Genomic DNA, 12,294 nt, shown 5'->3' with positions numbered 1-12,294 from the left:
GCATGTTCTGCAGTCGAGGCGGCGTCAATCGCTCCAGCCTAGACTTCCTCGCGGCTGGCAAGCGCGTTGAAGAAGACGTTCAGGATGACCACAGCGACGGCAGAAAGCAGAATGCCCGATTCGAGCAGCGGCTGCAGGTCATGCGGCAATTTTTTGATCAGGGCCGCAGAGACGATCGGGATCATGCCGGCATCTGGGGAAGGTGTCCCAAACGCTGACGGCCGATCGTGACAACCTGTCCCTGTTGATCGGCCACGCGATCGTTCGCGCGCATCCACTGGCAAGCTTCGGAAAATGGGGCCAAGGATAAGGCGCTAGGGTGTTCCCAGGGCGGTGTTCCCGTCCAGCCGCCGACGGAAGATCATAATCCGGCACAATGAACGCGCCCATATTGACCGCAACCGTATCGAGCGACGCTTCAACCTGATGAAGCACTTCCGCCATTTCGCCACGACCATAGAGCCATTCACTTCCAAGGCTTCTTCTATCTCGTCACAGCAATGATGTGGCTGCGATGAATGTCCAGCCGCCCAGCTATTTTACCAATTAAATATCGAATTTCTCTGGTGCAAGCAGCTTGTCTTCGAAAGAACGCCTGACTGGCCGCGCCCTTTGGCAAACTCATCGTCAACAGCCCCCATTCCCGTCCAGCGCACGAATGAGTGAAACCTGACGGTCCAATTGGTAGCATTCCGAACACGTTGATTGGTGTACGGCACCACTCGGTCTGCAAAATTAACGCACGCCGGAACACCTCTGCCTAAGAGATGGTGAGGGCGCTAGGCTTAGCGAGCGCTACCTTCGGGTCGGGTCGGACCCCAGTCATAAGTTCCATTATCGCTTCTCTGCGCCCGTCTACTGAGGCAATGGCAATCAATCGCGCGGAGCTGAGAGCCGGCTCAGATCCCCTTTCGATCTCTGCGAGGCCTGTTCTTCCATCTTGCCAGATTGCTCAAAACTGTGCGTGTGCATCATATCATGCAATACCATGCCAACAATTTATGCATTCATTTTTCCGATATTAAATGCTTGCAAAATTCGTTTTGCAGATTAATGTCATTCTAGTGCAATATGAGCCCAAGCATGACCAATCAAAATCACCAACAGAGCGACACTCTCATTACCCAGGCGCTTGGTTGGGTGGATGAGGCATCGGACGCCCTTACCCCGTCGATTCATCCGGGAACATGCTTCCTGCGTGACCCCCGAGACCTGCATCGGGCCGGCCGTAGTTTTCAGCGTGACGACAATCCCACCTTTGCAAGAGCCGAGGCGACGATTGCTGCTATCGAAGGTGGCGACGATTGCTTCCTGTTTGCCTCGGGAATGGCTGCGGCGACGGCTGTCATGCATATGTTGGAACCTGGCTCGAACGTTGTCGTCCCCAGTCATTTCTATTCCGGACTGAGAACCTGGCTGGTAACGCATGGCGCGCGGTGGAATATCATCCTTCACGAGGTGGATTACTCCGATTTCAGCGCGCTGGAGGCTAAGGTCGAGGAATGTCGGCCGAAACTGGTCTGGGTGGAATCTCCGGCCAATCCAACATGGCGCGTCACCGATTTGAGAGCGGTAGCCGACATCTCCCACAAATACGGTGCCCTTGTCGTTGCCGACAATACGGTGGCAACTCCTGTGATAACCCGCCCCCTGGAACTCGGGGTGGACATCGTGCTCCATTCGGGCAGCAAATATCTAAACGGCCACGCTGACGTTGTCGCGGGCGCGCTGGTTATCGGTCGCGACCAATCTGAACTTTGCACGCGTATTGCAAAGATTCGAAATGACTACGGTGCGGTTCTCGGGCCCTTTGAAGCCTGGCTCCTTCTGCGCGGAATGCGCACTCTTCATCTGAGGATGCGCGCGATATGCGATAACGCCATGCAGATAGCTTCCTTCCTGGAGGGGCATCTGCAGGTTGCGGAGGTCATATATCCCGGGCTTGCATCACATCCTCAGCACGTTCTCGCGACCAAACAGATGCATGACGGTTTCGGTGGCATGATATCTTTTCGGGTGGATGGCGGGGAGGAAGCTGCGCACCGGCTGGCGCAGTCGACAAAGATCATCCGTCAGGCGATCTCCTTCGGCGGCCTGGAAAGCGTGATTGAAATCAGACGAGGAATGGAAGGCCCGGACAGCAAGACGCCGCCGGACCTCTTGCGCCTTTCGGTCGGCGTAGAAGCGGCCTCCGATCTGATCAATGATCTGGCGGCGGCGCTCTCACGATAAGCCTCGCCTGAAAGCCAGTCCAAGAAAGGCGGACGGAAGGCCGAACAGGAGCATCTGTTCAGCCGACAGTCCCGAGCAAACTCCAAAATTGATAAGGATCTTAAAGAATGGCCATCAATCGCATCGAAAACGGATCTCGCTTCTGCCGTGTTCTTACCCACAATGGAACTGTTTATCTGGCAGGCATGACCGCGGACGATACGACCGGTGACGTCGTCGCTCAGACAAAAGGGACGATCGCCAAGATCGAACATTATCTCGCGCTTGCAGGTTCCGACAAGACCAAGATGCTCAGCGCCGTGATCTGGCTGCGCGACATCGCTGACTTTGAACTGATGAACGCGGTGTGGGACGAGTGGATGGATCCAGACGCGATGCCGGTCCGCGCAACTGTCGAAGCTAGAATGGCCGGCGACGCTTACCGTGTCGAAATCATGGTCACGGCGGCGATCTGAGCATTCCCAGACGTTCAGGCTTCTAAACCCGCCTTTGAGGCTGAAGGGCGGTGATGCGCAATCATGCTCGTCCGTGTCGATAATAGCGCTGAGTTACAACGAAAAGCACAGGGGTTCACATATGAATGAAATCAAACGTAATCCGCTTGTTTCCAAGCTCAAGACCCAACTCGACGAGGGCAAGCTCGAGAGGCGCGAGTTTCTCCGTTTGTCAGCTCTCATCGGCTTGACTGCTGCGACAGCCTATTCTGTCATCGGGCTGCCGGCTCCGGCTCTCGCCGCCGACACATTGCCCTTCCCGCCAGCCGATCCCGCCGCCAAGAAGGGCGGCACGCTGCGCATCGGACAGTTGGTCGCCAAGATGGACGATCCGGCAACCTATGCCTGGAACGAGATGTCTAACCAGTCCCGTTCGATCATCGAGCATATGACGCTTGTGGGGCCGGACAATGTCGTCCGCCCGATGCTGATCGAGGCTTGGGAGCCTTCGGAAGATCTTAAGACATGGACGCTGCACGTTCGAAAAGGCGTCATGTGGCATAACGGCGAAGAGCTGACTGCCGAACACATCGCCTGGAATATTCGTCGCTGGACCGATTCCGCAACCGGCTCCTCCAATCTCGGACTTTCAACCTTCTCGGCACTGGCAGAAGATACGGGCGCCAAGACGGACAAGGGCAAGCCGATCCGCGTTCCGGCGAAGAATGGCGTAGAGGTTGTCGATACCCATACGCTCAAACTCAATCTTTCCCGTCCGGTTCTTTCCGTTGCCGAAGACTGCGGCGAATATCCGACGCTCATCGTCCATCCGTCGTTTGTCGCACCATTTTCGAACGCGCCGATCGGGACCGGCCCTTACACATTGGCCGAACTCAAGGTTGGGGATCGCTGCATTCTCAAGCGCATTGCCAAGACCACGGACGGAAAGGATTTCAAGTATTGGGGCGGCGACGTCTATCTCGACGAAATTCACTTTTACAATTTCGATCAGGATAATCAGACTGCCGCACTCGCGTCCGGCACGGTCGATGCTATTTACGAATTGACCGTCGACCAGCTCGAACTCGCCCGCTCCATCGATGGGGCGCAGATAAAGTCGGTTCAGACTGCACAGACCCTTTGCTGCAGAATGCAGGTGGATGTGAAGCCGTTTAACGACATCCGCGTCCGCAAGGCCGTCGTCAAGGCCGCTGATAACGCCGCCATTCAGCAGCTGTTATTTCCGGAAGGCGGGGGAATTGCCTACAACTATCATGTCGCCCCGGTGCATCCGGAGTATTTCCCGCTTCCGAAGATCGGCCGCGATGTCGAGGGCGCCAAGGCTCTTCTGAAGGAAGCCGGGTATGAAAACGGTCTCGATCTGACGATCGATGTCGGCAATACCGATGGCCCATGGCATCAGGCCGCGTGCGAAGCCTTGCGTGACCAATTGAAGGATGCCGGCATCAATCTTTCCGTCAACGTCCTGCCTACCAGCAAATTCTGGGAAATCTGGGACAAGACTCCTTTCGGCGCGACATCCTGGGCACATCGCCCGCTCGGCACCATGGCTCTCGCTCAGGCATATCGTACCGGCGTGCCGTGGAACGAGACGCATTTCTCAGATCCGGAATTCGACAAGGCACTTTCTGAGGCCGAGGCCACGATCGACGTGGCAAAGCGCAAGGCGAAAATGGAAAAGGTCGAGAAGATTCTGCAGGATGCTGCAGTAATGGTCGAACCGCTTTGGCGGCCGATCTATAATCTCGCAGCCGCCAACGTGCACGGCTACATGCCGCATCCGGCCAGACAGCTTCAACTTACGAAGGTCTGGATGGGCTAATCAGGCCTGCAGATCAGACGAGGCGGCATCGCTCGATACGATCCGCCTCGTTATTTCCACGGATGATCGTGGAACGCGTTCACGCGAAGGAAATGGACCTCGAATGATCAAACTTGTCCTGCGTCGCCTGGCGCAGATGCTACTGATAATGCTCACGGTTTCACTTTTGCTTTTTGCAATTTTCGACACCGACCAGTTCCGTAAGAAGGTTGCGGTCTCCGAGCTTGGTGGCTTTGGCGTCGCGACCTTGTCGGACAGTGATTATCAGGCCTGGCTTGAAAAAAAGGGCCTCAACGCTCCATTTCTTCAGCGTTATGTCGAGTGGGTGGGCAACGTCGCTTCGGGCAATCTTGGCCATTCCATGGAAAAGAACGTTGCGGTCTCCACCTTGCTGAAGGACCGGTTGACCAAGACCGGCATACTCGCTTTCTTTGTCTTTCTGATCATGATCCCTACAGCGCTCACGCTCGGTGTGATTGCCGGCATGAATGAAGGCGGCAGGCTCGATCGCGTGATCTCCATCCTGGCCGTGTTCACCACGTCCGTGCCGCAGATTGCGACAGCGGTCCTCTTGACGGTCGCCTTCAGCCTCGGTCTCGGCTGGGTGCCCAGCAAGTCGGCAATGACGGATGGGTGGTCATTCAAAGAGCTTATGCTCCCGCTGGTGACCCTTCTATTTTATGACATCGGCTATGTGGTGCGCATGACCCGGGCCTCGATGTCGGAAGTCATGTCGTCCCACTATATCCGAACCGCCATCCTCAAAGGCCTGCCCTATTGGCGCGTCATTGTAAGGCACGCGATGCGCAATGCGCTGATCGTTCCCTTCACGTTGATATTCCTGCAGTTGAACTGGCTGCTCTCACAGGTCGTCGTCGTCGAAGTATTCTTCCAATACAACGGCTTCGGTCGCATGCTTTACGACGCAGCGATGTACGGCGACATCGCAGTATTGCAGGCGGCGACACTGGTCGCTGTCGCAGTCGCGGTCCTGTCGCAGCTCCTGTCCGATATTGGATATGTCATCCTCAATCCGCGCGTGCGGTTCGCCTGAAGAGGAGCGGTCATGACTTCATCAATCGTTGCGAAACCTGCGGCGTCGACATTCTCATTCTCGCCGAAAAAACTCGCCTTTCTGCTCATTGCCGTGATCTGGGCTTCTCTCGTCGCTTTCGTGATGTTCCGAGCCGAGATCGGCGGGTGGGACAGATATGTACTTATCCCCGCCATACCGGCAGCCATTATTGTCTATGCGATGGCAATATATGCGTGGCGTGAATCCACGATAGCGATGGTCGGCGTTACCCTGGTGATGTTCTGGATCCTCATGGCGGTCACTGCACCGTACCTGCCGATACTCGACCCCAACAAGCCGATTGCGCCCTATGCGCTGCCCGGAACCGTGAAGCGCGGCGTGACCTTTATTCTCGGCACGGACATGCGTGGTCGCGATATCCTGTCACGCACCATCTGGGGCTGTCAGCGCGTAATCGTCTGGGGCATTACGGCGACAGCCGTCGCCTATGTCGTCGGCGCGGCATTCGGCCTGATTGCTGGCTATCTCGGCGGACTATGGGACGAGGCGGTGTCTTTTGTGGGCAATGTCCTGCTTTCCTTCCCGGTCATGATCCTCTTCATCCTCGTCGTGAACTTCCTGGGGCAGAGCGGTTTCAACATCGTCATAGCCGTCACGTGCTCTTCAGCCCCGGCAATCATGCGCATCGTCCGCGGCCTCGCACTTGACGCCAAGACCCGGGATTATATTCAGGCGGCCCAGACCAGAGGCGAACATTCGATCTGGATCATGCTCGTCGAATTGCTGCCCAATGTCCGCGGGCCGATCATCGTCGATGCCTGTTTGAGGCTTGGCTATACGACGGTTGCGATCACCACACTGACATTCCTCGGGCTCGGCCTCCAGCCACCTGATCCGGACTGGGGCCTGATGATCAAGGAAGCTTCGTCTTCCGCTCTCCTGTGGAAATTTTCCTACATGCTGGTGGTGCCCGCCGTGTCGGTGACCAGCCTCATTCTCGGCTTCAACCTGATGGCCGATGGCCTTCGGGAAATGAGCCTGCGCGATTGATGGGGGAAGAGATTATGGATCATCTCAGCACGACGCAGACCCCGGTTCTCGAGTGTCGCAACCTCTCGATCTCCTACATGACCCGTCATGGCGAGATACCGGCGGTCGTTGACTTCAACCTGAAGCTCATGCCCGGAGAGGCACATGGCCTGGTCGGTGAATCGGGTTGCGGCAAGTCCACCATCGCTCTCGCAGTGATGCGCTATCTGGGCAAGAACGGCCGTGTCGTCGGAGGCCAAATCCTGTTCAACGGCCACGACATGCTGACCATGAGCAAGGCCGAGCTACAGAAGATCCGCGGTTCAGAGATCTCCATGATCTACCAGGAGCCGATGGCCTCTCTCAACCCATCCATGCTGATCGGGGATCAACTGGCGGAGGTTCTTGTCTATCACAAGGGCGCCACCCATGAGCAGGCATGGGCGCAAGCCAAGGACATGCTGGAAATGGTGCGGCTTTCGGACCGCGACCGGATCATGCAGTCCTATCCCCATCAGCTTTCAGGAGGCCAGCAACAACGTATCGTCATCGCAATGGCGTTGCTTTCCAATCCTAAAGTACTTCTGCTCGACGAGCCGACAACCGCGCTCGACGTCACGGTCGAAGCCGGGATCGTCGAACTGATCAAGGACATCTCCGAGCGCTTCGGGACGTCCATGCTCTACATATCGCACAATCTCGGCCTTGTGCTGGAAACGTGCCAGAAGCTCACGGTGATGTATTCGGGCGAAGCGGTGGAGACTGGCCCGGTCCGGACTGTTTTTCAACGTATTCGGCATCCGTATACGCGTGGTCTTTTCGCATCGATCCCGGTTCCCGGCGCCGACAAAAACAGTCGTCCGCTGGTTGCCATTCCGGGCCAGTTGCCCCTGCCCCACCAGCGGCCCGAGGGATGCAATTTCGGACCGCGGTGTTCGCATTTTCAGGCGGGTCTCTGTGATCGCGGCCAGATACCCATGGCAGACTTGGAGGAGACCCATGGCTCGCGTTGCGTTCGCGTGGCAGAGATCGATTGGAACGCCAAGACGATAGAGACCTCGCGGCACGAACCAACTGCGGTCGGCAAGGTCGTGTTGCAGGTCGATGACCTGAGCAAACACTACGACAAGGTCAAGGCGAACCAGCATCTGACGTTTGAGGCGCGATATGCAGAGACGGTCGCGATCGTTGGCGAATCCGGATGTGGCAAGTCTACCTTCGCCCGGGTCCTGATGGGGCTCGAGAATGCGACATCGGGCTCGGTTGCCCTTGAGGGGCTGGAATTGGGTGCATTGCCGGTCACGCGTCGCCAGAGACGGACCGTGCGTAGCCTGCAGATGGTGTTCCAGAACCCCTTCGACACGCTCAATCCGAGTCATACGGTTGGCTTTCAGATCGCCCGCGTCATTCGCAAGTTTGGCGTAGAAACCGACGAGGCCAAAATTCGACAACGTGTGCTTGAGCTTCTCGACATCGTCAAGCTGCCGCGCGAATTTGCAAAGCGGCTGCCACGGCAACTTTCCGGTGGCCAGAAGCAGCGTATCGGCATCGCTCGCGCATTCGCTGGAAATCCATCCGTGGTGGTCGCCGATGAGCCGGTGTCGGCGCTGGACGTATCCGTTCAGGCTGCGGTGACGGAACTGCTGATGGACATCCAGCGCCAGAATGGCACGACGCTGCTATTCATCAGCCACGATCTGTCGGTCGTGCGCTATCTGTCCGATCGGGTTGTCGTGATGTATCTCGGCCAGATCATGGAACAGGGGCGCACCGACCAGATTTTCGCGCCGCCCTATCATCCCTACACAGAGGCACTGCTGGCAGCTGTTCCCATTGCGGATCTCGCGGTCAGTAAGCGCAAGGTTGTCCTGAATGGCGACCTTCCGTCCCCAAGCAACCCTCCACCGGGCTGTCCGTTCCAGACACGCTGTTCTCACAAGATCTCTGGGACTTGCGATGTCAGCGCACCGCCGATCCAGGAATTCGCATCGAACCACAGGATTGCCTGCCACCTGCCGCGAGAGCAACTTCTGGCGATGGAACCGGTCATTCAGGTCAACGGCTCTGCTGGACCGCAGGCAGAAGTGTCCGGCAATGCATGAACGCGTCATCAAGGGTGGCCGGGTCGCACTTCCCACCGGCTGGGGCCAGTGCGACATAGGCATCGACGACGGCAGGATTTCCGCAATAGGCGCAGACCTTGACGGCGCGTCGACCACGGACGCATCCGGCCTCTGGGTGATGCCGGGCGGGATCGATGCACATTGCCACCTCGACCAGCCCTCATGGGGTGGCGCGGAAACCGCAGACGGCTTCAGTTCGGGCAGCATTTCCGCAGCCTTCGGAGGCACATCCTGCATCATCCCGTTTGCTATGCCGGGACCGAACATGAGCACGTTTGCGGCCGTCGAGCGATCGCTCGAATGCGCGAATGGACAATCTATTCTCGACTATGGCCTTCACGGCGTGATGACGCCTGCGTCTGGTGAGCCCGACGAAGAACTTCGGGCTCTGGCAGCTGCCGGCATCCCGTCCGTGAAGGCCTTCATGACTTATGACGGTTTTGCGGTTTCCGACGAACTGATGCTCGCCATGATGGATTGTGGCAGATCATTGGGCATGACCGTGATGGTCCATGCCGAAAATGACGCGATAATCCGCAGGACCACGCTCAAGTTGCTGCAAGCGGGGAAGACCGGCTTCCCCTACCACGCCGTCGCGCATGGCGAAGCTGCCGAACGTGAAGCGACGCATCGGGTAGCGACGCTTGCGGAGGTTTCCGGTTCCCGCGTTGTTATCGTGCATGTGTCGACGGCTCAGTCGCTTGACGAGGTCACGCGAAGCCAGGCACGAGGCACCGATGTCGTTGCCGAGACCTGCCCCCAATACCTGCTTCTCGATGCCAGCTATCTTGCCGGAAAGCCTGAAGACGCCGCGCGTTTCGTCTTCTCGCCACCGCCACGCTCCGTTCGCAGCCAGAATGCACTCTGGGATGGACTGACCGCCGGCACCATTTCTCTATGGTCCTCGGACCACTCCCCCTATCGTCTGGCCGACAAATTGCCTGAGGGACGCGACGTGCGGTTTGACCGCGCCGTAAGCGGCATACCTGGCATCGAAACACGGTTGCCCATCCTTTTTTCGGAAGGGCTCCTGACGAACCGGCTCAGCCTGGAACGCTATCTGGCCGTCGCGGGTGGGAACGCAGCGGCAATTTACGGTCTCGATCATCTCAAGGGACGCATATCGGTTGGGCTCGATGCCGATCTCGCACTATGGGATCCGACGGTAACATGGACCCTCAGAAGCGCCGAGCTGCATAGCGGAGTCGACTTCACCCCCTACGAAGGTCGCTCGCTTACCGGAAAGCCGGTGACCGTCTTGGTCCGCGGAACTCCTGTCATCGAGGACGGAAAGCTGCTGCCCGGCTTGCCCCGAGGCCAGTTCATCAAGCGCAGAGCGGCCAACCCATCAACATTCAAATACCCTATCGAGGAGACAACCCCATGGCTCGATATCTGACCCTGGCAACCTGCCAGACAGGGCCAATCCAACGCAACGCGACACGAAGAGAAACAGTCGACAGGCTGATTGCTCTTCTCGAAAGAGCCGCTGCCGCCGGCGCGGAACTGGCTGTGTTTCCAGAGATGGCGCTGACCACCTTCTTCCCACGCTGGGCGATGGAAGACGAGAGCGAAATCAATGCGTTTTACGAGGCGCAAATGCCGGGACCGGAAACCGAGGCGCTGTTTGCGGCCGCGCGGCGTCTGAAAATCGGTTTCGCGCTTGGATATTCCGAACTCATCGAAGAAGAAGGACGCCTTCGCCGCTTCAACACGATGGGTCTGTTCGGAGCCGATGGCGAAATGATCGGGCGTTACCGCAAGATCCACCTTCCCGGCTCTGAAGCGCCCGAAGACGGAACCACGGTGCATCTGGAAAGACGCTATTTCGAGCCCGGCAATCTCGGCTTCCCGGTCTACTCCTATCGCGGCGTGCGGGTTGGCCTCGCACTTTGCAATGATCGCCGCTGGCCGGAAACCTACCGAATGCTCTGCCTGAATGGAGCGGAAGTCGCCCTTCTCGGGTACAATACCCCGCTGCTCCTCGACGAAGCGCCGACACTCGCCCATCTGAGAATGTTCCACAATCACCTGCCCATGCAGGCGGGTGCCTATCAGAACACCTTGTGGGTCGCGGCGGCAGCCAAGGCAGGGATCGAGGAAGGGCAATCGCTGATCGGCGGCTCGTGCATCATTGCGCCAAGTGGCGAAATCGCTGCACTCGCAACGACGCTTGGCGACGAGGTCATCGTCCACCGCGCAGATCTTGACATGATCGACGTGTGCAGAAAGGTCAATTTCGACTTCGCACGCTATCGCCGGCCGAAAGAATACAGCCTGATTGCAGAGCGCGCCGGGCCAGTCGTCTGATGGAAAGCGGGGCAGAGGCATTGCCCTCCCTGTCGGCGGGACAGATCGTTGCACGTCGTATTCTCGGCACGCTGGAGGCGGCTACGAAGACGCCCCCCGGCATTACGCGAGCGGCCTATGGTCCGGGCGAGCAATTCGCCCATGACCTTGTGCGCGCAGAGGCCGAAGCGCTCGGTGCACGAGCCCAGGTGGACGCGGCGGGCAATCTTTACATGCGGCTTTACGGTCGCAATCCCGATCTGCCGGAACTCATCATCGGATCGCATCTGGACACTGTTCCGCATGGCGGCAACTACGATGGCGCAGCCGGCGTAGTTGCCGGACTTGCCGTCATGGCCGATCTTGTTGAACGGCAGATGGCGCCACCTCGAACCTTAACCGTTATGGTGACCCGGGCTGAGGAAGCGGCCTGGTTTCCCCTTTCCTATCCGGGAAGCCAGGCAGCGTTCGGTCTGATGACCCCACAGGAACTTGAGGCCCGGCGATCAGACACCGGTATGACCCTATACGATCACATGGCCCAGGCGGGCTTTGATCCCGAAGCCGTTCTGCGTGGGGAAGCCCAGATCCATTCGCAGGAGATCGCGGCCTTTATCGAGGTCCATATAGAACAGGGCCCCAGGCTCCTGGCTGCCGGTCGGCCGATCGGCATCGTTTCCGGCATTGCCGGAGGGTTCAGATATGTCAATGCCCGATGCCTTGGTGCCTATGCGCATTCCGGCGCCGAGCCCCGCTTCTCGCGACATGACAGCGTGCTTGGCTTCTGCGACCTGATGCAAGCCATGGAACTTGAATGGGATGCTCTGCAAAAGGACGGCCGCGAGGCAACCATCACCGTGGGCAGGATCGAATCGGATCCGACACAACATGGTGGAAGCCGTGTTCTTGGCGAGCTCTCGTTTACCCTCGACATACGCAGTGGCGACGAGGCGGTGCTGACTGCCCTGCAGGAGCGCCTCGAGGCGGCCTGTTCCGAAATAGCCGCCCGACGCGGCGTGAGGTTCGATTTGGGGCCGGCCTTCTCCTGGTCAACGGGCAACATGGATGCAGAATTGATATCGCGCCTGGATGCATCAGCTGAAAGGCTGGCGATGACGGTACCTCACCTGCCAAGCGGCGCGGGACATGATGCGGCCGCCTTTGCCGCTGCCGGTGTATCGAGTGCCATGCTCTTCGTTCGCAACGAAAACGGCAGCCACAATCCCGATGAAAGCATGGAAATGGCCGACCTCGACGAGGCCATCCGCATTCTGGGTGATTTCGTCATGAATTATGAAAAGAATTGAA

Annotated in this window: 10 protein-coding genes; 9 read left to right on the top strand and 1 reads right to left on the bottom strand. The window is 58.2% G+C overall.

Annotated elements, in window-relative coordinates:
* Window positions 1–38: 38 nt before the first annotated feature.
* Window positions 39–185, bottom strand: a complete 147-nt coding sequence (locus NCHU2750_RS30660) for a hypothetical protein (RefSeq protein WP_162939751.1) — start codon at window positions 183–185, stop codon at window positions 39–41.
* An 898-nt stretch (window positions 186–1,083) separates the two neighbouring features.
* Between NCHU2750_RS30660 and NCHU2750_RS22075 the strand changes: the two genes are divergently transcribed.
* From NCHU2750_RS22075 to NCHU2750_RS22035, 9 genes are all read left to right on the top strand, one after another.
* Window positions 1,084–2,232, top strand: a complete 1,149-nt coding sequence (locus tag NCHU2750_RS22075; RefSeq protein WP_119944321.1) for a trans-sulfuration enzyme family protein — start codon at window positions 1,084–1,086, stop codon at window positions 2,230–2,232.
* 107 nt (window positions 2,233–2,339) lie between these two features.
* Window positions 2,340–2,687 carry a RidA family protein gene (locus tag NCHU2750_RS22070; protein ID WP_119943916.1) on the top strand — a complete coding sequence of 116 codons (348 nt, stop codon included), beginning with the start codon at window positions 2,340–2,342 and terminating at the stop codon, window positions 2,685–2,687.
* Window positions 2,688–2,808: 121 nt separating this feature from the next.
* A complete protein-coding gene (locus tag NCHU2750_RS22065; RefSeq protein ID WP_119943915.1) occupies window positions 2,809–4,509 on the top strand; it encodes an ABC transporter substrate-binding protein in 1,701 nt (566 codons plus the stop codon).
* Between the two features lie 103 nt (window positions 4,510–4,612).
* Window positions 4,613–5,563 carry an ABC transporter permease gene (locus NCHU2750_RS22060; protein ID WP_119943914.1) on the top strand — a complete coding sequence of 317 codons (951 nt, stop codon included), beginning with the start codon at window positions 4,613–4,615 and terminating at the stop codon, window positions 5,561–5,563.
* 12 nt (window positions 5,564–5,575) lie between these two features.
* Window positions 5,576–6,595, top strand: a complete 1,020-nt coding sequence (locus NCHU2750_RS22055) for an ABC transporter permease (protein ID WP_349509037.1) — start codon at window positions 5,576–5,578, stop codon at window positions 6,593–6,595.
* A 14-nt stretch (window positions 6,596–6,609) separates the two neighbouring features.
* Window positions 6,610–8,676 carry a dipeptide ABC transporter ATP-binding protein gene (locus NCHU2750_RS22050; protein ID WP_119943913.1) on the top strand — a complete coding sequence of 689 codons (2,067 nt, stop codon included), beginning with the start codon at window positions 6,610–6,612 and terminating at the stop codon, window positions 8,674–8,676.
* A complete protein-coding gene (gene hydA / locus NCHU2750_RS22045) occupies window positions 8,669–10,096 on the top strand; it encodes a dihydropyrimidinase (RefSeq protein WP_119943912.1) in 1,428 nt (475 codons plus the stop codon). The genes NCHU2750_RS22050 and hydA overlap by 8 nt, the downstream gene beginning before the upstream one ends.
* Window positions 10,081–11,007, top strand: coding sequence for a nitrilase-related carbon-nitrogen hydrolase (locus tag NCHU2750_RS22040; protein ID WP_119943911.1), 927 nt, complete (start codon window positions 10,081–10,083; stop codon window positions 11,005–11,007). The genes hydA and NCHU2750_RS22040 overlap by 16 nt, the downstream gene beginning before the upstream one ends.
* Entirely contained in the window at window positions 11,007–12,293 is a 1,287-nt protein-coding gene (locus tag NCHU2750_RS22035; protein WP_245480472.1) for a Zn-dependent hydrolase, read from the top strand. The genes NCHU2750_RS22040 and NCHU2750_RS22035 overlap by 1 nt, the downstream gene beginning before the upstream one ends.
* Window position 12,294 lies beyond the last annotated feature (1 nt).

Source organism: Neorhizobium sp. NCHU2750 (assembly GCF_003597675.1).
Lineage (GTDB): Bacteria > Pseudomonadota > Alphaproteobacteria > Rhizobiales > Rhizobiaceae > Neorhizobium.
Note: the sequence above shows the minus strand (reverse complement) of the source record. Positions and strands in the feature narration are given on the sequence as shown.

Excerpts from the sequence above, each read along its gene's own strand:
- NCHU2750_RS30660 (WP_162939751.1), bottom strand. The coding sequence starts at position 185 with ATGATCCCGATCGTCTCTGCGGCCCTGATCAAAAAATTGCCGCATGAC.
- NCHU2750_RS22075 (WP_119944321.1), top strand. The coding sequence starts at position 1,084 with ATGACCAATCAAAATCACCAACAGAGCGACACTCTCATTACCCAGGCG.
- NCHU2750_RS22070 (WP_119943916.1), top strand. The coding sequence starts at position 2,340 with ATGGCCATCAATCGCATCGAAAACGGATCTCGCTTCTGCCGTGTTCTT.
- NCHU2750_RS22065 (WP_119943915.1), top strand. The coding sequence starts at position 2,809 with ATGAATGAAATCAAACGTAATCCGCTTGTTTCCAAGCTCAAGACCCAA.
- NCHU2750_RS22060 (WP_119943914.1), top strand. The coding sequence starts at position 4,613 with ATGATCAAACTTGTCCTGCGTCGCCTGGCGCAGATGCTACTGATAATG.
- NCHU2750_RS22055 (WP_349509037.1), top strand. The coding sequence starts at position 5,576 with ATGACTTCATCAATCGTTGCGAAACCTGCGGCGTCGACATTCTCATTC.
- NCHU2750_RS22050 (WP_119943913.1), top strand. The coding sequence starts at position 6,610 with ATGGATCATCTCAGCACGACGCAGACCCCGGTTCTCGAGTGTCGCAAC.
- hydA (WP_119943912.1), top strand. The coding sequence starts at position 8,669 with ATGCATGAACGCGTCATCAAGGGTGGCCGGGTCGCACTTCCCACCGGC.
- NCHU2750_RS22040 (WP_119943911.1), top strand. The coding sequence starts at position 10,081 with ATGGCTCGATATCTGACCCTGGCAACCTGCCAGACAGGGCCAATCCAA.
- NCHU2750_RS22035 (WP_245480472.1), top strand. The coding sequence starts at position 11,007 with ATGGAAAGCGGGGCAGAGGCATTGCCCTCCCTGTCGGCGGGACAGATC.